The organism is Novosphingobium percolationis, assembly GCF_020179425.1.
Lineage (GTDB): Bacteria > Pseudomonadota > Alphaproteobacteria > Sphingomonadales > Sphingomonadaceae > Novosphingobium > Novosphingobium percolationis.
Genome location: NZ_JAILYM010000001.1, coordinates 753,343 through 772,729 on the forward strand (window position 1 = coordinate 753,343; position 19,387 = coordinate 772,729).

The 19,387-nt window shown below is 66.0% G+C and carries 22 protein-coding genes; 14 read left to right on the forward strand and 8 right to left on the reverse strand.

The features are described from left to right. Positions 1-80 precede the first annotated feature (80 nt). Positions 81-866, forward strand: a complete 786-nt coding sequence (locus K3A84_RS03370) for a DeoR/GlpR family DNA-binding transcription regulator (protein WP_225007876.1) — start codon at positions 81-83, stop codon at positions 864-866. Here K3A84_RS03370 and K3A84_RS03375 read toward each other — a convergent pair. Next, the gene (locus K3A84_RS03375; protein WP_225007877.1) at positions 863-2,755 is read right to left on the reverse strand and encodes a patatin-like phospholipase family protein; all 1,893 of its coding nucleotides are present in this window, start codon (positions 2,753-2,755) and stop codon (positions 863-865) included. The two genes, K3A84_RS03370 and K3A84_RS03375, sit on opposite strands and share 4 nt — an antisense overlap. A 243-nt stretch (positions 2,756-2,998) precedes the next feature. Between K3A84_RS03375 and K3A84_RS03380 the strand changes: the two genes are divergently transcribed. From K3A84_RS03380 to accC, 5 genes are all read left to right on the forward strand, one after another. Continuing rightward, positions 2,999-3,280: a 3TM-type holin gene (locus K3A84_RS03380; protein WP_225007879.1), complete on the forward strand. Its 282-nt coding sequence runs from the start codon at positions 2,999-3,001 to the stop codon at positions 3,278-3,280. 60 nt (positions 3,281-3,340) lie between these two features. Further along, a complete protein-coding gene (locus K3A84_RS03385; protein WP_225007882.1) occupies positions 3,341-3,712 on the forward strand; it encodes a hypothetical protein in 372 nt (123 codons plus the stop codon). A 75-nt stretch (positions 3,713-3,787) separates the two neighbouring features. Continuing rightward, entirely contained in the window at positions 3,788-4,222 is a 435-nt protein-coding gene (gene aroQ / locus K3A84_RS03390) for a type II 3-dehydroquinate dehydratase (protein ID WP_225007884.1), read from the forward strand. Between the two features lie 111 nt (positions 4,223-4,333). Further along, the gene (accB, locus tag K3A84_RS03395) at positions 4,334-4,819 is read left to right on the forward strand and encodes an acetyl-CoA carboxylase biotin carboxyl carrier protein (protein ID WP_225007886.1); all 486 of its coding nucleotides are present in this window, start codon (positions 4,334-4,336) and stop codon (positions 4,817-4,819) included. 10 nt (positions 4,820-4,829) lie between these two features. Next, positions 4,830-6,176, forward strand: coding sequence for an acetyl-CoA carboxylase biotin carboxylase subunit (gene accC, locus K3A84_RS03400; protein ID WP_225007888.1), 1,347 nt, complete (start codon positions 4,830-4,832; stop codon positions 6,174-6,176). Between the two features lie 65 nt (positions 6,177-6,241). Here accC and K3A84_RS03405 read toward each other — a convergent pair whose 3' ends face one another. Beyond that, positions 6,242-6,844, reverse strand: coding sequence for a DedA family protein (locus K3A84_RS03405; protein ID WP_225007890.1), 603 nt, complete (start codon positions 6,842-6,844; stop codon positions 6,242-6,244). Between the two features lie 169 nt (positions 6,845-7,013). Further along, the gene (gene gshB, locus K3A84_RS03410) at positions 7,014-7,961 is read right to left on the reverse strand and encodes a glutathione synthase (RefSeq protein WP_225007892.1); all 948 of its coding nucleotides are present in this window, start codon (positions 7,959-7,961) and stop codon (positions 7,014-7,016) included. A gap of 119 nt (positions 7,962-8,080) precedes the next feature. Between gshB and K3A84_RS03415 the strand changes: the two genes are divergently transcribed. Beyond that, positions 8,081-8,242, forward strand: coding sequence for a hypothetical protein (locus K3A84_RS03415; RefSeq protein ID WP_225007893.1), 162 nt, complete (start codon positions 8,081-8,083; stop codon positions 8,240-8,242). A gap of 10 nt (positions 8,243-8,252) precedes the next feature. Here K3A84_RS03415 and K3A84_RS03420 read toward each other — a convergent pair whose 3' ends face one another. After that, positions 8,253-8,615, reverse strand: a complete 363-nt coding sequence (locus tag K3A84_RS03420; RefSeq protein ID WP_225007894.1) for a YraN family protein — start codon at positions 8,613-8,615, stop codon at positions 8,253-8,255. Continuing rightward, positions 8,612-9,445: a 16S rRNA (cytidine(1402)-2'-O)-methyltransferase gene (rsmI, locus tag K3A84_RS03425; RefSeq protein WP_225007895.1), complete on the reverse strand. Its 834-nt coding sequence runs from the start codon at positions 9,443-9,445 to the stop codon at positions 8,612-8,614. Before rsmI ends, K3A84_RS03420 begins: the two co-directional genes overlap by 4 nt. Positions 9,446-9,485: 40 nt before the next feature. Here rsmI and K3A84_RS03430 point away from each other — a divergent pair, with 40 nt between their 5' ends. Next, positions 9,486-10,640 (forward strand): penicillin-binding protein activator, encoded by a 1,155-nt coding sequence (locus K3A84_RS03430; RefSeq protein ID WP_225007896.1) that lies wholly within the window; start codon positions 9,486-9,488, stop codon positions 10,638-10,640. 83 nt (positions 10,641-10,723) lie between these two features. Next, positions 10,724-12,724 carry a DNA topoisomerase IV subunit B gene (gene parE, locus K3A84_RS03435; RefSeq protein WP_225007897.1) on the forward strand — a complete coding sequence of 667 codons (2,001 nt, stop codon included), beginning with the start codon at positions 10,724-10,726 and terminating at the stop codon, positions 12,722-12,724. 134 nt (positions 12,725-12,858) lie between these two features. Here parE and K3A84_RS03440 read toward each other — a convergent pair whose 3' ends face one another. Then, positions 12,859-13,089 carry a hypothetical protein gene (locus K3A84_RS03440; RefSeq protein WP_225007898.1) on the reverse strand — a complete coding sequence of 77 codons (231 nt, stop codon included), beginning with the start codon at positions 13,087-13,089 and terminating at the stop codon, positions 12,859-12,861. Between the two features lie 107 nt (positions 13,090-13,196). Between K3A84_RS03440 and K3A84_RS03445 the strand changes: the two genes are divergently transcribed. Then, a complete protein-coding gene (locus K3A84_RS03445; RefSeq protein ID WP_225007899.1) occupies positions 13,197-14,303 on the forward strand; it encodes an acyltransferase family protein in 1,107 nt (368 codons plus the stop codon). Here the strand turns inward: K3A84_RS03445 and K3A84_RS03450 are convergent. Then, on the reverse strand, positions 14,269-14,970 hold the full coding sequence (locus tag K3A84_RS03450) for a hypothetical protein (RefSeq protein ID WP_225007900.1): 702 nt from the start codon (positions 14,968-14,970) through the stop codon (positions 14,269-14,271). The genes K3A84_RS03445 and K3A84_RS03450 overlap by 35 nt on opposite strands. A 223-nt stretch (positions 14,971-15,193) precedes the next feature. Here K3A84_RS03450 and K3A84_RS03455 point away from each other — a divergent pair, with 223 nt between their 5' ends. The 4 genes from K3A84_RS03455 to K3A84_RS03470 all read left to right on the forward strand — a co-directional run bounded on the left by K3A84_RS03455 (position 15,194) and on the right by K3A84_RS03470 (position 18,428). Beyond that, positions 15,194-16,036, forward strand: coding sequence for an AAA family ATPase (locus K3A84_RS03455; RefSeq protein WP_225007901.1), 843 nt, complete (start codon positions 15,194-15,196; stop codon positions 16,034-16,036). 19 nt (positions 16,037-16,055) lie between these two features. Beyond that, entirely contained in the window at positions 16,056-16,493 is a 438-nt protein-coding gene (locus tag K3A84_RS03460) for a GFA family protein (protein ID WP_225007902.1), read from the forward strand. 4 nt (positions 16,494-16,497) lie between these two features. After that, positions 16,498-17,679, forward strand: a complete 1,182-nt coding sequence (locus tag K3A84_RS03465; RefSeq protein WP_225007903.1) for a vWA domain-containing protein — start codon at positions 16,498-16,500, stop codon at positions 17,677-17,679. A 185-nt stretch (positions 17,680-17,864) separates the two neighbouring features. After that, positions 17,865-18,428, forward strand: a complete 564-nt coding sequence (locus K3A84_RS03470) for an outer membrane protein (RefSeq protein WP_225007904.1) — start codon at positions 17,865-17,867, stop codon at positions 18,426-18,428. 51 nt (positions 18,429-18,479) lie between these two features. Here K3A84_RS03470 and K3A84_RS03475 read toward each other — a convergent pair whose 3' ends face one another. Further along, positions 18,480-19,361, reverse strand: a complete 882-nt coding sequence (locus K3A84_RS03475; RefSeq protein WP_225007905.1) for a GNAT family N-acetyltransferase — start codon at positions 19,359-19,361, stop codon at positions 18,480-18,482. Between the last annotated feature and the right edge of the window lie 26 nt (positions 19,362-19,387).

The window sequence follows — 19,387 nt, forward strand, 5'->3', positions numbered from 1 at the left end:
TATCCGCGCAAGAATGATGGAATTCGCTCAAGCCTTGCGGCATAGGCCATGCTGCAAGGCTTGAGGGGTTAGGCACGGACATGCACGCGGCGGAACGCGAACGGCTGATCATCGAGGCGCTGCGCCCCACCGGGTTCGTCAGCTACCGCGAGCTTGAGGCCCAGCTCGAGGCCAGCCCCGCGACCATCCGGCGCGACCTGACGCGGCTGGAGGAGGAAGGCCAGATCGTGCGCGTCCACGGCGGAGCCAAGCTCGCCGAAACGGACGACACGCCGACCGCGCCTTCGTTCAGCCTCGCAGGCACGCCGTTCGAACAGTCGATCGGCCAGAACCTCGCCGCCAAGCAGGCAATCGGACGCGCCGCCGCCGCACGCTGCCAGCCCGGCGAAGGCGTCATGATCGACGGCGGCACCACCACCTTGCAGATGTGCCACCACCTCGACGGCAAGGACCTGCAAGTCCTCACCAATTCGCTGCACATCGTGAACGCGCTGCTGCCGCAGGCGGGCACGCGCATTCTGGTGCCATCGGGCACGGTGTTCCGCGAACAGAACATCATCCTTGCCGCCGCTGGCGAGGAATCGATGCCCCGCTTCCACGCGCCCAAGCTGTTCATGGGCGCCGCCGCCGTGGGGCTTCAGGGCGTGATGCAGGCCGACGTGGTGCTGGTCGCCGCCGAGCGCCGCCTGATCGACCGCGCCGAGGAAGTGATCCTGCTGGTCGACAGTTCCAAGTTCGAAAGCCGTTCGGGCACGATCGTGTGCGGGCTGGACGAAGTCGACGTGCTGATCACCGACGCAGGCCTGCCGCCCCAGTTGCACGAAGCCTTCGCCGCGCGCGGGATCGAGGTTGTGATCGCGGCCTAATCGTCGTTGACGAGTTGGTGCGCGCGCAAGGCGTGTTCGATCCGCGCCACCGCCTTCTTCGCCATCGCGCCAGAGGCCAGACCGCCAACCGCGCGCCATCCGAAATCCAGCACGGCCTTGAAGCCGCCCGGCGCCATCGCCTCGATCGAGCGGTCCGCCACGAGCCGGATGCGCCGCCTGATCGGCTTGCGCAGATCCCCCGCGTCGCACACGTTCACCGGCCAGTCCGGCCAGCGCGGGCTCGGCTCTTGCGCCGCCGTGCCATATAACGGGATGATCGCCCGCCCGCGCTCCGGGTCATCGTCGGGCAGTGCTTCGGGTTCCTCGGCAAAGAGCCACGACCGGACCGGGTTGCCGCTGGCATCGGGCGTCGTGACGGGAATTCGGAAGTACTTCTGCAGGAACGACCGGCAGTTTTCACGGCCCAGCATGAAATCGTGGTGGCGATAGGCTTCGCACAGGAAGCCCGAAAAGCCGCCCAGTGCGCCACTCGCCAGCGCCGCGCCGCCGGTAAAATTGCCCGCATCGCGGTCGTTTGGAACCTTGTCCCGCCCGCTCGGGCTGATGATGAACCGGCTGGCGACCGAGCTGTCGAGCGCGAGGCGGATGTCCTCGGGATGGAAGCGCCCCTGGTTCTTCATGGCGGTGATCATGCCGCCCGCGAGCGAAAGCAGGGTTTCCTGTTCCGCGTCGGCGTAGGCATCGCGAGCGTCGTCAGCGAGGCGCTCCTTGACCAGCGGCGGATCGGGGAATGGATCGACCATGATCAGGGCGCGGCAGGCGGCCTCCGCACCGCGCGGATTGCGCCCCAGGATGCCCGCCAGTTCGATCCGCGCCCATTCGAGCGGCTCGTTGTCGATCATGCCCCCGTCGGCCGAGGCATAACTGTAGGACGCAGGTTTGCAGCGATCGTCCGCAAGGTGCTTCACGCTGCCGTCGATGCGGTAGGCCACCACCGGCGGCGGCGGATTTCCCGTGGCGGGCGAAATGCGCGCATGATCGGGAAAGAAGCTCGCCCTGTACAACGCGGACAGCGGCGCGATCGTGCGCGATCGCAGCGCCAGCGGGAACGATCCGGTGGCGAGCGCCGCATTGCCCAGCAGCGTCCACGCAGGGTCGGCGGCGCTGGATTCGCAGGCGAGGTCCACTTCGTCGGGCCGCGCATCGGCCAGCCCGCGCAGTTTCACGCTGAAGCGCGCGATGTCGGCATGGCGCGTCATCGTGTAGCTTGCGCCCGGACTGCCATCGAACGCGAAGCTGTAGGGAACGCCGCGCAAATTGGTGACGGTGAAGCACAGCTTGAGCCGATCGGGCAGCCATGGGCGATCGACCGGAACATCGGCCGCGTCGGCGCGCTGCGGAAACGCCAGGATCTCGTCGCGCACCTTGTCCAGCACACTGCAATCGAGCAGCGAGCGCACCGGCGCGCGCGCGCCGGCAAGATCGGCCTCGCCCAGCAGCCAGCGCATGTCCACCTGCCGGACCCACGGGGCATAGAAGGGGTTCCGCTCGCCCAGCGCATCAGCGTCCGCCCGGCAGCGGATGGGCGCAAAGCGCCGCCGCGCCGCTGCCGCGACCATCGCCGCCGACATGCCGCCCGCCGAAGCGCCACTGATCACGCGCACCAGCACCTTGTGTCGCGCGGCGGCGCCCGGCTCGCCCGCGGCGATGGCCCGCGAACGCTCGGCCTCGTAGGCGTCGAGCGCCTCGAACAGAAAATCGAGCACGCCACCGATATAAGCCCCCGCCGACACCGCGCCCGCCAGCACCAGACCGATCTCGAACGTGCGCGGTCCCTCGATCGGGTCCTCGGGCCAGAGCGGAGGGCCGTAGGCTTCGTCATAGTCGGCAATGTCGGGCGCGGCATGACCGGAGAAGGGATGTGACAAGATCGACTCCAGGTATCGGCCATTGGCCACGATGTTGCGCGACGGCTTTGCCCGCTCACGCCTCCAGATCGATCCCGCTCCACCAAGAACGCCACAGGGTACAAATAAAAGCAAGTAAGACTTTGTACCAATTTGCGCTAAAGAGGCGCGAATTCTGCAAGCACAATGAACAAATTATTTTCCTACACAGCGTCACGCGATTATCTGCAGAAGCGTTCATTCCCCTTGCCACCGAGGACGCCGATGACCGCCAGCGCCGCTTCAACCCATTCCCGCCGCGCCGACGATCGCTTCGTCGCCCACGCCCGCCCGACGTTCCTCTACGTCATGTATCTGCTGATCCTGTGGTCGATCCCGATGGGCCTGCTCGGCGCCGTCCGACCGCAAGCGGCGCAGGCGATGATCGCCGCCATGGCCGCCTATTTTCGCGGATTGCCCGAGCCGCTCTATGCGCTCTTCGGCACGGGGTACGTCGGCTACACCGTCGCCCGGCAATGGGGAAAGATGCGCGGCGATGATGCCTGATCGGAGGCTGCGAGGTCTGGTTAGTTTCAGGTAACTTTTCCCTGCTAGACCGACGTAGTGATGGAACGCCAACCGCTCGCCCTTCCTGCCGCCTTCCGCCCGCGCCTTCTGGTCGCCGCGCTGGCGCTGGCGCTTGCCGGTTGCGGCGCAGCCCCCCAGCCCGATCGCGTCGCCGCGCTGGAAGAACGCCTCGCTTCGGTGGAAAAGCGCGCCGAAGCTGCAGAAAAGCGCGCGCGCAATGCCGAGGACATTGCCCGGCACGCCGCTCCCAACCCCTACGTCAGCAACGATGCCTTTCCGCAGCTCGATCCCGACGTGAACCAGGTCACCGATCCCAGCACCGAGGATCCCCAGTTCCAGAACGGCCCGCAGGCAGACAACGGCAACGCGCCGCCGCCGCCACCCTCGCCCGTCATCCCCAACAGCGGCTGAACCCAGCGCCGCAGCCTTGCGCGCTTCGCGCCACAGTGCGAATAGGCGCAACAGATTTTGCTGCCGGGGGTGTCCGTGTCCGAAACCGTCTATGTCCTCAACGGACCCAACCTCAACCTGCTGGGCCTGCGCGAGCCTGAAATCTATGGCACGCAGACGCTAGACGATATCGCCGGCATGCTTGAGGATCGTGCGCTCGAACTGGGGCTGGAGATCGATCTGCGCCAGTCGAACCACGAAGGCCACCTTGTCGACTGGCTTCACGAAGCGCAGGCAGTGGGCGCCAGGGCGGTGCTGCTCAATGCAGGCGCCTTCACCCACACCTCGGTCGCGTTGCACGATGCGATCAAGTCGATCCGCACGCCGGTCATCGAAGTCCACCTTTCGAACCCGCACACGCGCGAGGCCTTCCGCCACAAGTCCTATGTCGGCATGGCGGCCAAGGGCACGATCTGCGGGTTCGGCGCGAACAGCTACCTTGTCGCGCTGGATGCCGTAACGCGGCTTTGAGCGGCACAGACGCCGGTTTTCCACCACACGCACCCGCAAAGCCTTGCCAGCGCGCGCACAGGCGGGCATGGGCCGCTGCTTGAACCCATCAAACCCGCGCGAGGATAACGAATGACGCAGGATCGCGGCGCGAAGAGCGAAGGAATGGCCATCGACAGCGCGCTGGTGCGCGAACTGGCCGAGCTGCTGGCCGATACCGGCCTTTCGGAAATCGAGGTCGAGGATGGCACGCGCAAGATCCGCGTCGCCCGTACGCTGACCGCCGCCGCGCCGGTCGCCTATGCGGCCCCTGCCGCCGCGCCCGCCCCGGTGGCCGCCGCGCCCGCCGCTGCCGCGCCCGAAGCCGCTCCGGCGGCGGACCACGCCAACGCGATCAAGTCGCCGATGGTCGGCACGGCCTATCTCGCGGCCAATCCCGAAGCGGCGAACTTCGTCGCGGTGGGCCAGGCGGTGAAGGCGGGCGACACACTGCTGATCATCGAGGCGATGAAGGTGATGAACGCCATCACCGCGCCCGCCTCGGGCACGGTCAAGGCGATCCTCGTCGAAAACGCGCAGCCGGTCGAATTCGACCAGCCGCTGGTCGTGATCGCGTAAGGCCGCCCACATGGCCATCAAGCGCCTGCTGATCGCCAACCGCGGCGAAATCGCGCTGCGCATCCACCGCGCCGCGCACGAGATGGGCATCGAGACGGTGGCGGTGCACTCCACCGCCGATGCCGATGCCATGCACGTGCGGCTGGCCAACCAGGCGGTCTGCATCGGCCCGCCCGCGGCCAAGGACAGCTACCTCAACGTCGCCGCGATCATCTCGGCAGCCGAGATCACCGGCGCGGATGCGATCCACCCCGGCTACGGCTTCCTGTCCGAAAATGCCAAGTTCGCCGAGATCGTCGAGGCGCACGGGCTGATCTGGATCGGCCCCAAGCCCGAACACATTCGCACCATGGGCGACAAGATCGAGGCCAAGCGCACCGCCGGCGCACTCGGGCTGCCGCTGGTGCCGGGCTCGGACGGCGCGGTGTCGGACATCACCGAAGCCAAGGCGATTGCCGAGGCCGCCGGTTATCCGGTGATCATCAAGGCGGCATCGGGCGGCGGCGGGCGCGGCATGAAGGTGTGCAACGGCCCCGAAGAGCTTGAAACGCTGATCCAGCAGGCCGGCAGCGAAGCCAAGGCCGCGTTCGGCGACGCCACGGTCTATATCGAAAAGTACCTCGGCAACCCGCGCCACATCGAATTCCAGATCTTCGGCGACGGCAATGGCAACGCCATTCACCTGGGCGAGCGCGACTGTTCGTTGCAGCGCCGCCACCAGAAGGTTCTGGAAGAAGCCCCCTCGCCTGTCATTTCCAGCGAAGAGCGCGACCGCATGGGCGGCATCGTGGCCAAGGCCATGGCCGACATGGGCTATCGCGGCGCGGGCACGATCGAGTTCCTGTGGGAAAACGGCGAGTTCTACTTCATCGAGATGAACACCCGCCTGCAGGTGGAACATCCCGTCACCGAAGCGATCACCGGCGTCGACCTCGTGCGCGAACAGATCCGCATCGCCGATGGCAAGCAGCTTTCGGTCAAGCAGGACGAGATCGAGTTCAAGGGCCACGCGATCGAATGCCGCATCAACGCGGAAGATCCCTTCACCTTCGCGCCCTCGCCGGGTCTGGTGAAGAGCTATCACGCGGCGGGCGGGATGCACGTGCGCGTCGATTCCGGCCTTTACGCGGGCTACAAGATCCCGCCGTACTATGACTCGATGATCGCCAAGCTGATCGTCTATGGCCGCACCCGCGAAGGCTGCATCATGCGCCTGAAGCGCGCGCTGGAAGAAATGGTGATCGACGGCGTCAAGACCTCGATCCCGCTGCACCAGCGCCTGCTGACCGACCCGACGTTCCTGGATGGCGGCTACACCATCAAGTATCTGGAAGAATGGCTGGCGAAGGACGCCTGATCCCGCGCCAGATCGACGGTTTCGAAAAAGCCCCTGCTTCGGCGGGGGCTTTTTTGTTGCTGCGCTCAATCCCCGCGCGGCTTCCAGCGCACCACGCGCCACGCATAGACCAGCGCCAGCAGCACCATCCCCACCGCCGCGACCGGGCCGGTCAGCTTTTCCAGCGCGCCGACGTTGCGGCCAAGGTGCCAGCCTGCCCACACCAGCACCGCGTTCCAAATCGTCGCGCCCGCCAGCGTGAACAGCAGGAACCGCGCGTGGCCCATCTGCGCAAGGCCTGCGGGCAGCGAGATCATCGTGCGCATGAACGGGGAAAAGCGCATGCCGAACACCACCCACTGGCCGTGCTTCTGGAAGAACACGACGAGTTTCGCCACGTCTTCCCAATCCATCGTCAGCCACCGACCGAAGCGATCGACGAACGGTTTCAGGCGCTGGTAGCCGAGCGCACGGCCCAGCAGAAACCACGCGTAGTTGCCCAGCGTCGACCCAAGCGTGCCCGCCACCATCAGCGGCACGATCTCCATCCGGCCGTGCGCCACGGCGATGCCGCCCACCCCCATGATCACCTCTGACGGGATCGGCGGGAAGAGGTTTTCCAGCACCATCAGCAGCGCGATGCCCCAATAGCCGCCGCCTTCGATCAGGTGGAAGATCCAGTCGTTCATGAAGTGGGCAACGCCTTCCGGGGCCATCTTGATCCGAGCGGACAGGCGACACCGTTACCCCTCCGCCCGCCATGCGGGCTGCCCCCTCCCGTCGCAGGGGAGGATCAGCGCCCGAGTTCCGCCCTGCAAGGGGAGAGCCACCACCCGAAGGGTGGCGAAGAGGCGGCCCCTACACCCGCCCCTCGATCGCATCCCAGATCATGCCGGCGGTATCGGTGCCGTTGAACCGGTCGATGGCGACAATGCCCGTGGGCGACGTCACGTTGATCTCGGTCAGGTACTGGCCGCCGATCACGTCGATGCCGACGAAGATCAGTCCCAGCCGCTTCAGTTCCGGCCCCAGCGCGGCGCAGATTTCCTGCTCCTGCGGCGTCAGCTCGGTCTTTTCGGCATAGCCGCCGACGGCGAGGTTGGAACGGAATTCGCCCTCGCCCGGCTTGCGATTGATCGCGCCCGCCACTTCGCCATCGACCAGCACGATGCGCTTGTCGCCATTGGCGACTTCCGGAAGGAAGGCCTGGACCATGTGCGGTTCGGGCCAGGTCTGGTTGAACACCTCGAACAGAGCGCCCAGGTTTTCGCCTTCTTCCGAAACGCGGAAGATCGCCTTGCCGCCGTTGCCGTGGATCGGCTTGATCACGATGGCGCCGTGCTTCTTCTGGAACGCGCGCACTTCGTCGACCGAACGCGTCACCAGCGTCGGCGGCATGAACCGGCGATAGTCCAGCACCATCACCTTTTCGGGCGCATTGCGCACGCTGCGCGGGTTGTTGACCACCAGCGTCTCGCGCTCGATCCGTTCGAGCAGGTGCGTGGCAGTGATGTAGCCCATGTGGAACGGCGGGTCCTGCCGCATCAGCACCACGTCGATATCGCGGCCCAGATCCAGCCGCCGCTTCTCGCCCGCCTGAAAATGATCGCCGACCACCCGCTGCACCGTCACCGGCGTGGCGTGTGCAATCAGCCGGTCATCCTCGTCGAGCGAAAGCGCGCCAACGTCGTAGTGGAACACCTCGTGCCCGCGCTCCTGCGCTGCAAGCATCAGCGCGAAGCTCGAATCCCCGCCGATATTGATCGACTGGAGAGGGTCCATCTGAACGGCGACACGCAAGGTCATGGGGCAAGTACCTCAGTCAAAACTCTGGTGGGGCCTTAAAGCCGATTTACCCCCGGTGCGACCATTTTCGCGGGCGAGCCGAACCGGCTTCATCTCCGCAAACGGAAAAGGGACCTTCCATGCGCAAGATCATCACTGCCGCCGCTGCCGCTGCCACCGTGCTGGGCTGGAGCGCCGCCGCGCTCGCCAACCCCGAGCCGCACCCGACCGAACACCCCAAGGACGATCACGGCGGCGACCACAAGGACGGCGACCACAAGGACGAACATAAGCCCCACTAAGGGCTGCAGGTCACGCGCCGGGTTGCCAGGCATTGGCGATCCGGCGCGGCCACGTTCCGGGCGCGATCAGGATCACGTCGATGCGGATATCATCGCCCACCTTGGCATAGCGCGCCGCCAGCACCTCGGCCGCGCGCGCCACGCGCCGCAGCCGGTGCGCATCGATGGCCAGATCGAGCGCCTGCGCCGTCCGGCGCCACTTCACTTCCACGAACGCGACCGTGCGCCCCTTGCGCGCCACCACGTCCACCTCGCCCGCGCCGACACGCTGCCTGCGCGCCAGAATGCGCCAGCCGGTGAGCCACAGATACCAGCACGCCAGCGTTTCGCCGCGCCGCCCCTGCCGCTCGGCCTCGGCGCGCCTTCCGCTCACTTCAGTTCCATCGCCCGCGCATACAGCGTCTTGCGATCGAGCCCCAGCGCCTTGGCCACGCTGCCCGCCGCCTGCGATACGCTCATGTCCGCCAGCGCGGCGCGCAAGGCCGCATCGACATCGGCCTCTTCCGGCGCAGGCGGCGCGGGCGGTGGCCCGGCGAGCAGCACGATCTCGCCACGCGGCGGATGCGCGGTGTAGTGCGCTGCCAGATCCTCCGCCGTGCCGGTGCGGCATTCCTCGTGCAGCTTGGTCAGTTCGCGCGCGACGGCAATCTCGCGCCCCGGCATGATCTGCGCCATCGCGGTCAGGCTGTCGACCAGACGCGGTCCGGTTTCGTAGAACACCAGCGTGGCCGGAACCGCCGCCAGTCCGGTCAGCGCATCGCCGCGCGCCTTGTCCTTCGATGGCAGGAATCCGGCGAACATGAAGCGATCCGTCGGCAGGCCCGCCAGCGTCAGCGCCACCACCAGCGCGCTCGGCCCCGGCAGGCTGGTGACCGGAATGCCGCGTTCGCGCGCGATCCGCACCAGCTTGTATCCGGGGTCGGAAATCAGCGGCGTGCCCGCGTCGGACACCAGCGCGACCGGCTTTTCGCACATTTCAGCGAGCAGCCTTTCGCGCGCTTCCTCGCTCGCGTGATCGTCATAGCGCCGCATGGGGCGCTTGATCCCCAAATGATTCAACAACTTGCCCGTGACGCGCGTGTCCTCGCACGCTATCACGGCGCAGGCCGAGAGCACCTCGGCGGCCCGCTTCGTCAGGTCGCCGAGATTGCCAATCGGCGTGGCGACAATGTAGAGCCCGGCTTGGAGCGGTGGCGTGTCCATGCGCCTCCCAATGGACCGGGTCTCGGGGAGCGGCAAGACCATGCGTGAAGGCAATCTGCGACTGACCACCGGCGTGACCCGCCGCTTTGCCATGGCGACGACGCTGGCACTGCTCGCGGGCTGTACCGTGATCCCCAGGAACGGCCCCGCCCCTGCTCCCGTGCCGAGCGAAACTGCGCCTGATTCCAACGCCCTGCCGACCGACGCCGACCGTCACCGGGTCGCGTTGCTGGTGCCGATGAGCGGCCCCAACGCCGCCGTGGGGCAAGCCATCGCCAATGCCGCGACGATGGCGCTGCTCGACACCAATTCGCAAAGCCTGCGCATCACCACGTATGACACCAGCGCCGGTCCCGCGATTGCCGCCAGTCGCGCGGTGGCCGATGGCAACAAGCTGATACTCGGGCCGTTGCTGGCCGACGACGTGGTGGCCGTGGCCTCGATCGCCCGCCCCGCCAAGGTGCCGATGATCACCTATTCGAACGATACCGGCGTTGCGGATCGCGACGTGTTCGTGCTGGGCCAGGCGCCCGGCCAGTCGGTCGCGCGCGTGCTCGGCTACGCCAAGGCGCATGGCGTCAACCGCGTGGCGGCGCTGGTGCCGGGCGGAGTCTATGGCCAGCGCGTGACCGCCGCGCTCACCGCCAGTGCGCGGCAGGAAGGCGTGACCCTGACTGGCATCGAAAGCTACGCGCGCGGCAACACGTCGGTCGCCAGCGCCGTGCGCCGCGCCAAGGCGAAAGGCCCGGTCGACGCGCTGCTGATCGCCGATGGCCCGCGCATCGCGCTTACCGCCGCGCCGCAGGCGGGCGGCACGCGCCTGCTCGGCACCGAGCTTTGGAGCGGCGATGCCACCATCGCCAAAAGCCCGGCCATGAAGGGCGCGTGGTTCGCCGCCGTGTCCGACCGGCGCTTCGGCCAGTTCGAACAGTCCTACCGCAACCGCTTCGGCGCCGCTCCCGCGCGCCTCGCGACGCTCGGTTACGATTCCGTGCTGCTGACGCTGAACGTTGCGCGCGGCTGGAAGCCGGGCACCGTATTCCCCACCAGCCGCCTCTACGACAAGGATGGCTACATCGGCCTCGACGGGGTGTTCCGTTTCAACGATCTGGGCGTCGCCGAACGCGCGATGGAAGTGCGCGAGGTGTCGGGCGGCACATTCGTCACCGTCAGCCCGGCGCCTTCACGGTTCTGAGCCCTCAAAAAGGCTCGAAAAGCGCCGGATAAGGATGCAGCCCCGCTTGCGCCCGGATTCCTGTGTGTTCTATACCCGTTCCCATGTCCGATGACCTGTTCGACAAGCTGCCTGCCAGCACCCCGTCCGAAAGCTACGATGGCTCCGCGATCGAGGTTCTGGAAGGTCTCGAGCCGGTCCGCCGCCGCCCCGGCATGTACATCGGCGGCACCGACGAGCGCGCGCTGCATCATCTCGCCGCCGAAGTGCTCGACAACGCGATGGACGAAGCCGTCGCGGGCCATGCCAACCGCATCGAAGTGCTGCTGGAGGAAGGCAACCGGCTGACCATCGGCGACAACGGGCGCGGCATCCCGGTGGACGAACATCCCAAGTATCCGGGCAAGTCCGCGCTCGAGGTGATCCTGACCACCCTCCATTCGGGCGGCAAGTTCTCGGGCAAGGCCTATGCCACCAGCGGCGGCCTTCACGGCGTCGGCGTGAGCGTGGTCAACGCGCTGTCCACGCTCACCCGCGTGGAGGTAGCGCGCAACAAGGAGCTTTACGCGCAGGAGTTCAGCCGGGGCCTGCCGACCGGCCCGCTCCAGCGCATCGGCAACGCGCCCAACCGGCGCGGCACGCAGGTCACCTTCATACCCGACGCGGAGATCTTCGGCGAAGACGCCAAGTTCAAGCCCGCGCGCCTGTTCCGCCTCGTGCGGTCCAAGGCCTATCTCTTCGCCGGCGTCGAAATCCGCTGGAAGTGCGGTGCCAGCCTCACCAGCGACGACGTGCCTGCCGAAGCCGTGTTCCAGTTTCCCGGCGGCCTTGCCGACCATCTCGCCGAGCAGGTTTCGGGGCGCGAATGCGTCACCTCGGTTCCCTTCGCCGGGCGGCAGGACTTTCCGCTCGGCCCCGAAGGCGAGGAAATGGGCCGTGTCGAATGGGCGATCGCCTGGCCACTGTGGTCCGATGGTTCCTACAGCTGGTACTGCAACACCATTCCCACCCCAGATGGCGGCACCCACGAACAAGGCCTGCGCGCCGCGCTGACCAAGGGCATCCGCGCCTTTGGTGAACTCGTCGGCCAGAAGAAGGCCAAGGACATCGCGCCCGAGGACATGATCACCGGCAGCGAGATCATGCTGTCGGTGTTCATCCGCGATCCCCAGTTCCAGAGCCAGACCAAGGACCGCCTGACCAGCCCCGAAGCCGCGCGCCTCGTCGAAAACGCGGTGCGCGATCACTTCGACCATTTCCTCACCGACAACCTCGAACGCGGCAAGGCGCTGCTCGGCGCGGTGATGGAGCGCATGGACGATCGCCTGCGCCGCAAGCAGGAGCGCGAGGTCAAGCGCAAGACCGCCACCAACGCGCGCAAGCTGCGTTTGCCGGGCAAGCTGACCGACTGTTCGGGCGAAGGCGATGGCGAGACCGAGCTGTTCATCGTTGAAGGGGATTCGGCCGGCGGCAGCGCCAAGCAGGCGCGCGACCGCAAGACGCAGGCGATCCTGCCCATCCGCGGCAAGATCCTCAACGTCGCCAGCGCCACCGCAGACAAGATCCGCGCCAACAGCGAAATCGCCGACCTCGCACTCGCCCTCGGCTGCGGGATGCGCAAGGACTGCAACGCCGACGCCCTGCGCTACGATCGCGTGATCATCATGACCGACGCCGATGTCGATGGCGCGCACATCGCCACGCTGCTGATGACGTTCTTCTTCCAGGAAATGCCTGAAGTGGTGCGGCGCGGGCATCTCTACCTTGCGCAGCCTCCGCTCTATCGCCTGACCAGTGGCAGCACCTCCGCCTATGCCAAGGACGACGCCCACCGCGCCGAGCTGGAGCGCACCAGGTTCAAGGGCAAGAAGGTCGAGGTCGGCCGGTTCAAGGGCTTGGGCGAAATGAACCCGCAGCAGCTGCGCGAAACGACAATGGCGCCTGCGAGCCGCAGCCTGATCCGCATCACCCTGCCGCCCGAATACGAAGGCCGCGCGGCGGTGAAGGATCTGGTCGACCGCCTGATGGGCCGCGACCCGGCACAACGCTTCATGTTCATCCAGAACAGGGCGAGCGAGATCGATCCCGAACTGATCGACGCCTGAGCGGCAGGCAAGCCAGCCGCCGACCTCACCCCATTTTTGCAGCGCACGCACAATGACGATGCGCGCAACAGGCGATCGCTCCATGTGCGGGCGCGCGTCTCCCATTCGGGCGGCACGCCGGATGTCGACAGGCTTCAGTGCTTCAGGTGGCTGCCCACTGCGCCAGCCAGCCGCTTGGACAGCGGTTCGCGACCCTCGCGGCCGCGCTCTGCGAAATGCATGACCGCTGCGGCCAGCACGGCCGCGACCAGCGCTTCCAGTTCCTCGCCCTGCAACCGGGCAATCAACTTGTTGGCTTCGCGCCGCGCCGTTTTCGGCAGCCGGAATCCGTTGATCTTCTTGGGCAACTTGAAGGGTTTGGCCATGGCGATATCTCCTTGTCCGGTTCAACGCTGCACCCCCGGCAAAGGCTCCCCCTTGCGCGGCGCGTCATTTTGTCTCACGCTGTCACCATAAGGAACAGGGGGAAGGGATGCAGGAGAGACCGCACTTCGACGTGCTGGACGGCTTGCGCGGGATGGCCGCGCTGCTGGTGCTGGTGTTTCACGTCAGCGAGATTCTGGTGATGGGCGACCCGGCGCAAAACGTGCTGCCGCACGGCGCGCTGGCGGTGGACTTCTTCTTCTGCCTTTCAGGCTTTGTCGTATCCTATGCCTATGACAAGCGCTGGGCCGAGGGCATGACGCTCGGGCAATTTGCGCTGCGCCGCCTGATACGCCTGCACCCCCTGGTGATCCTCGCCACGGCAATCGGCGCTGTGGCTTACTGGTTCGGCCCTTTCCGGGGACCGGATTGGGGCATGAGCGCGACCGCCATCGCCTCCACCATCGCGCTCGCGCTGCTGGTCCTGCCCTATCCCACGTTGCCGGGCCGCTGGACCGACACGCATTCGCTCGATGGGCCGACCTGGACGCTGTTTCAGGAATATGTCGGCAACCTTGCCTATGCTCTCGTGCTGCGCCGTCTCGGCAATGGCGCGCTGCTGGCGCTGGCCGTGATCGCAGGTGGCGTGCTGGCGTGGGCGGGCGTGACCAGCGGCAAGCTCTCGCTGGGCTTCGGCTGGGACACCTTCCCCTATGCCTTCGTGCGCCTCGCCTTCCCGTTCCTCTTTGGGCTTTGGCTGCACCGGGCACTGCCTTCGCTGCCCCGGCTGCGGTTGGGACTGGTGCCGTTGGGCATCGTGATGACGGTCGCGCTGGCCTTGCCTTTCCTTGGCACGGCGCCGAACGCTGCGGCCAATGGCGCGCTCGAAGCGACAATGGTGATCGTGCTGTTCCCGCTGATCGTGCTGCTGGGCGCGCATTCGAACGTCGGCCCGCGCACGCTCGCCACCGCGCGCATCCTGGGGCGGCTGTCCTACCCGATCTACATCCTGCACTACCCGTTTATCTACAAGTTCGCCGACTGGGCAATCTTCGCCAAGCCCGCCGAATCCGCGATCCTGCCGGTCGCGCTGGCGATCCCGCCAGCGATGGTGCTGCTCGGCTGGGCGGGCCTCAAGCTGTGGGACGAACCGCTGCGCGCGCGCCTTTCGGCCCGGTTGCTCAGCCCGCGTCGCTCTCTGCCTTCGGCTTCGTGAAGTCGAAGCGGATGCGCACCCAGGTTCCAAGTTGCGCCTTGCCGTCCACGCGCGGCGGCCGCACCAGGAACTGCCACGCCGCCTGCCGCAGCGCACGGGCAAGGCCTGACCCGCGCGGGGACTCGTCCATCTCGCGGCAGTCCTCGACGTGGTAGTCCTGGATCGTGCGGCAGGCGATGATGGCCCACGATCCCGGCGCACGAGTGGCGGGAAGGTAGGGGCCGATCTCGGCGTCGCGCGGTTCGCGATACCATTGCGCGGCATAGAGCGTCGCGCCGCCCGGCCCCTCGCCCACGCCCGCCGCCGCGCCGCCGCCTTCGCCCTGTCCTTGGCCCGCGCTCGGCGCAGCGCGGGCCATCTTGCCGATGTCGGTCGAGGCGAAGTCCTTGCGGCTCATCACGATAAAGCCCGGCGGCAGCGTCGGGCTGTCGCTGGGCACGATCACGCGCGGCGGGATCTTCACAGCCTGCGGTTGCGGTTGCACCACCTCCTGGTGCTGCGCGGCCTGCTTCGCAGCGGCCTTGGGCGCGGCCTTCCTAGTCTCCTCGCCTTTCGAGGGGCTGAGGTTGATCGCGGTCAGTTGCCCGCGACCCTCGCCACCGAAGGGCACGAAATCACCCATCCGCACCACGATGGCGCCGAGCGCCAGACACACCGCTGCGGCCATCGCAAAGGCACGAGGCCGGTCGCGTTTCGAAGCGCCATAGCGCGAAGGGACATACGGTGCGGCCTCGGGGATCATGCGCGTGCGGCCCTAGCCCCTCAAAACTGACAGGACAATGTACGGCGCATGAAGCGCAAGAGACACTTGCCAGCCGCCGCCCGGCTGCTATCGTTTAACCAACCGATTAATTCAAACAACCCGACCAGAACAGAGCAAGGGGCAGCCGATGCGCTTCGAAGGCACTCAGAATTATGTCGCCACCGACGATCTCAAGGTGGCGGTCAACGCCGCGGTGCTGCTGCGCCGCCCGCTGCTGGTGAAGGGCGAACCCGGCACCGGCAAGACCGTGCTGGCGCACGAAATCTCCAAGGCCGTCGGCGCCCCGCTGATCGAATGGAACATCAAGTCCACGACCAAGGCGCAACAGGGCCTCTATGAATACGACGCGGTGGCCCGCCTGCGCGACGGCCAGCTGGGCGATGAACGCGTCCACGACATCCGCAACTACATCAAGAAAGGCAAGCTGTGGGAAGCATTTACCGCACCCCAGCTGCCCGTTCTGCTGATCGACGAGATCGACAAGGCCGACATCGAGTTCCCCAATGACCTTTTGCAGGAACTCGACCGGATGAGCTTCGACGTCTACGAAACGCAGGAGCGGATCGAGGCGAAGGAGCGCCCGATCGTGGTCATCACCAGCAACAACGAAAAGGAACTGCCCGACGCCTTCCTGCGCCGCTGCTTCTTCCATTACATCAAGTTCCCCGATCGCGACACGATGCAGGCGATCATCGACGTCCACTTCCCCGGCATCCAGAAGACCCTCGTCGCCAAGGCGATGGAGGTGTTCTACGAAGTGCGCGAAGTGCCCGGCCTCAAGAAGAAGCCCTCGACCAGCGAACTGCTCGACTGGCTCAAGCTGCTGCTGAACGAGGACATGCCGCTCGACGTGCTGCAGAACCGCGATCCGACCAAGGCGATCCCCCCGCTGCACGGGGCATTGCTCAAGAACGAACAGGATATCATGCTGTTCGAACGGTTGGCGTTCATGGCCCGCCGCCCGAGCTGAGCGAAAGGAGTCGCCGACGATGACCGCACCTTACACCGGGCGCTGCGCCTGCGGCGCGGTCACGCTGGCGATTGCGGCAGAGCCGGTCGGCACCCGCCAGTGCTGGTGCCGCCAATGCCAGCAGATCGCCGCCGGCGGCCCCACGCACAACGCGATCTTTCCGGCAGCCGCAGTGAAGATCAGCGGCACGCTCGCCCATGCCGCATGGCAGGCAGCAAGCGGCAACACGCTGACCTTCCACTTCTGCCCCGCCTGCGGCACGCAGATCTTCGCGCAAAGCTCGGCCCGCCCGCACCTCAAGACGGTGCGCTTCGGCGCGCTGGATGCAGGGCACGGACTGGAGCCGGAAGTCGTGATCTGGACCGAAGACGCGCCGGCGTGGGCGCAGATCGATCCGACGCGCGAAAGCTGGCCCCAACAGCCGCCTGCGGCACCCCCTCCCCCTTCAGGGACCTGATTCGATGTTCTTCAACTTCATCGACGAACTGCGCGCCGCCGGAATCCCGGCGAGCTTCAAGGAGCACCTGGTGCTGCTGGAGGCGCTCGAAAAGGACGTCATCGAGCAGACGCCCGAGGCGTTCTACTATCTCAGTCGCGCGACCTTCGTGAAAGATGAAGGCCTCCTCGACCGCTTCGACCAGGTCTTCAACAAGGTCTTCAAGGGCCTGCTGACCGATTACGGCCAGCGCCCGGTCGACATTCCCGAGGACTGGCTGAAAGCCGTCGCCGAAAAATTCCTCACCGAAGAGGAAATGGAAAAGATCAAGGCCATGGGCTCCTGGGAGGAGATCATGGACACGCTCAAGAAGCGGCTGGAGGAGCAGGAAAAGCGCCACCAGGGCGGCAACAAGTGGATCGGCACCGGCGGTACCAGCCCGTTCGGCAATGCGGGCTACAACCCCGAAGGCGTGCGCATCGGCGGCGAAAGCAAGCACGGGCGCGCGATCAAGGTCTGGGAAAAGCGCGAGTTCCAGAATCTCGACAACACCAAGGAACTGGGCACGCGCAACATCAAGGTGGCGCTGCGCCGCCTGCGCCGCTTCGCGCGCGAGGGCAATCCGGACGAACTTGATCTCGACGGCACGATCGAAGGCACCGCCAAGCAGGGCTGGCTCGATATCCGCATGCGAGCGGAACGGCGCAATGCGGTCAAGCTGCTGCTGTTCCTCGATGTCGGCGGGTCGATGGACCCGTTCATCCGGCTGGTGGAGGAACTGTTCAGCGCCGCCACCGCCGAGTTCAAGAACATGGAATTCTTCTATTTCCACAACTGCCTTTACGAAGGCGTGTGGAAGGACAACAAGCGCCGCTGGTCGGACCGCACCAAGACCTGGGACCTGCTGCACAAGTACGGCCACGACTACAAGATCATCTTCGTGGGCGATGCGGCGATGAGCCCTTATGAGATCAGCCATCCCGGCGGCAGCGTCGAGCACTTCAACGAGGAAGCGGGCGCGGTGTGGTTGCAGCGCGTGGCGCAGACATACCCGGCGACGGTGTGGCTGAACCCCGTGCCCGAGAAGCAGTGGACCTATTCGCAGTCAACCAAGATGATCAAGGACCTGCTGAACGGCTCGATGTTCCCGCTGACTCTTGAAGGTCTCGACGGAGCGATGCGCGAATTGACTCGCAAGAAGCACTGACAATTCATAATAAGATGGCAGTCCATTTCCACCACATTGAATGAATATGACAATTTATTATTGCCCTTCGATCGCGCCCTCCCTACGCGCACCGACCGCGGGGCAGTTTTCTATATTCTTATAGTGACTTCCCCGCCAATGCAGGCGCATCATTTATCGGTTGCGCCACGAAAACAGGGAAGACAATGATCAAGTCCATCATGTTCGTCGCGGCCATCGCTGCCGCCACCCCGGCGCTTGCCCAGAGCAACGATACAGCAAAGCGCTCGGGCCTGCGCATCGAAGCGCGAGTCGGCTACGAAACCCCGACCGTCAGCGATGGCGACGTCTACAAGATCGGCAACTCTGCCTCGATCGGCGCGGAAGCCGGTTACGACATTCCGCTGGGCAACGTCGTCGTCGGCCCCTTCGTCAACTATGAATACGCCAGCGCCAAGTCCTGCGACGGCAGCGTTTGCCTCGGCTCGAACGGCAACATCGCAACCGGCGGCCGCATCGGCTTCAACGTCGGCGACAAGGGCCAAGTGTTTGCCAAGGTAGGTTACGACAGCTTCCGCCTGAAGGCGTCGTTCGGTGGTACGTCGGCGACCAAAACGCTCGACGGCGTCATGGGCGCAGTCGGCTACGACCACGTCATCTCGGGCAATGCATACGCCGGCATCGAACTCGACTACGCCGACCTCGGCAGCTTCGCTGGCATCAATTTCCAGCGCCGCCACGTCGCTGCCAAGATCGGCATGCGCTTCTGATTTCGGGACTGGCCGGGGCGGGCACACCCCTCCCGGCCATCCTTTCCATCGCTACCAGCGATACAGCATGGCCACGTCACAGCGCTCGTAGCGCTTGCCATAGCGCTCCATGATCTCTGCCGAGTGCTCGAAGCCGAGCTTTTCGTACAGGTGGATCGCCGCGGCGCACTTGCGGTTGGTCAGAAGATAGAGCGTTTCGATGTCCATCGCGCGTGCGCGATCAAGCGTGGCGGCGAGCAAAAATTCGCCCGCCTTGCGCCCGCGCGCGGCGCTGCTGACGGCCATCTTTGTCAGTTCGAACACGCCCTCTCCCATGCGGATCAGCGCGCAGGTTCCGATCACACCCGCGTCGGGCGCCTCGACAAAGAGGATCTCGCCGCCGCCGTCGATGATGCGTTGGCGAGGGTTGGTCAGCATGTCGATGTCGTTCTGTTCGAGCGTGAACATCTCGCTGATCCATTCGGCGTTGATGCGCTGGAATGTCTCGTCGAGATCCGGGGCATAAGGGCGGATCGACAGGCCGTGTGCCTGCGCCCCGACGCGCGCGACGAGCGACTGGCTATCGAGCGCGGTTTCGATCTGGTCCACCATGTCGAAAAATCCTCCTTGCAAGGGGGCGCACAGCTGCTTGACCGCCGCAGTCACGCGCGGCCACACGGTGGCGGTCGCCTGCGTCATCATCGCCTGCCCGGCGCTGGTCAGGCGGATCGTCTTGTGCCTGAGATCGGCCTCGTCGCGGGTTGTATCGAGCAGGCCAAGCGCGACCAACCCACCGAGCGTCCGCGTCACGACGGGCTGGCTGAGCCCTAGCACCTTGACCGCCTGCCCCACGGTAAGCGGCCCATGGCGATGCACCGCCGCCAGCATCGGAAATTGCGCAGGCGCGATCGGAAAACCCGCATCGCGAATGACGCGCGCGGCATCGGCCTGCATCCGTTCGGCCAGCCGCTTGAGCCGAC

Bases quoted from the DNA above. Each gene is read 5' to 3' on its own strand.
- K3A84_RS03370 (WP_225007876.1), top strand. From the start codon at position 81: ATGCACGCGGCGGAACGCGAACGGCTGATCATCGAGGCGCTGCGCCCC.
- K3A84_RS03380 (WP_225007879.1), top strand. From the start codon at position 2,999: ATGACCGCCAGCGCCGCTTCAACCCATTCCCGCCGCGCCGACGATCGC.
- K3A84_RS03385 (WP_225007882.1), top strand. From the start codon at position 3,341: ATGGAACGCCAACCGCTCGCCCTTCCTGCCGCCTTCCGCCCGCGCCTT.
- accB (WP_225007886.1), top strand. From the start codon at position 4,334: ATGACGCAGGATCGCGGCGCGAAGAGCGAAGGAATGGCCATCGACAGC.
- accC (WP_225007888.1), top strand. From the start codon at position 4,830: ATGGCCATCAAGCGCCTGCTGATCGCCAACCGCGGCGAAATCGCGCTG.
- K3A84_RS03405 (WP_225007890.1), bottom strand. From the start codon at position 6,844: ATGAACGACTGGATCTTCCACCTGATCGAAGGCGGCGGCTATTGGGGC.
- gshB (WP_225007892.1), bottom strand. From the start codon at position 7,961: ATGACCTTGCGTGTCGCCGTTCAGATGGACCCTCTCCAGTCGATCAAT.
- K3A84_RS03415 (WP_225007893.1), top strand. From the start codon at position 8,081: ATGCGCAAGATCATCACTGCCGCCGCTGCCGCTGCCACCGTGCTGGGC.
- rsmI (WP_225007895.1), bottom strand. From the start codon at position 9,445: ATGGACACGCCACCGCTCCAAGCCGGGCTCTACATTGTCGCCACGCCG.
- K3A84_RS03430 (WP_225007896.1), top strand. From the start codon at position 9,486: ATGCGTGAAGGCAATCTGCGACTGACCACCGGCGTGACCCGCCGCTTT.
- parE (WP_225007897.1), top strand. From the start codon at position 10,724: ATGTCCGATGACCTGTTCGACAAGCTGCCTGCCAGCACCCCGTCCGAA.
- K3A84_RS03440 (WP_225007898.1), bottom strand. From the start codon at position 13,089: ATGGCCAAACCCTTCAAGTTGCCCAAGAAGATCAACGGATTCCGGCTG.
- K3A84_RS03445 (WP_225007899.1), top strand. From the start codon at position 13,197: ATGCAGGAGAGACCGCACTTCGACGTGCTGGACGGCTTGCGCGGGATG.
- K3A84_RS03450 (WP_225007900.1), bottom strand. From the start codon at position 14,970: ATGGCCGCAGCGGTGTGTCTGGCGCTCGGCGCCATCGTGGTGCGGATG.
- K3A84_RS03455 (WP_225007901.1), top strand. From the start codon at position 15,194: ATGCGCTTCGAAGGCACTCAGAATTATGTCGCCACCGACGATCTCAAG.
- K3A84_RS03460 (WP_225007902.1), top strand. From the start codon at position 16,056: ATGACCGCACCTTACACCGGGCGCTGCGCCTGCGGCGCGGTCACGCTG.
- K3A84_RS03465 (WP_225007903.1), top strand. From the start codon at position 16,498: ATGTTCTTCAACTTCATCGACGAACTGCGCGCCGCCGGAATCCCGGCG.
- K3A84_RS03470 (WP_225007904.1), top strand. From the start codon at position 17,865: ATGATCAAGTCCATCATGTTCGTCGCGGCCATCGCTGCCGCCACCCCG.
- K3A84_RS03475 (WP_225007905.1), bottom strand. From the start codon at position 19,361: ATGCAGGCCGATGCCGCGCGCGTCATTCGCGATGCGGGTTTTCCGATC.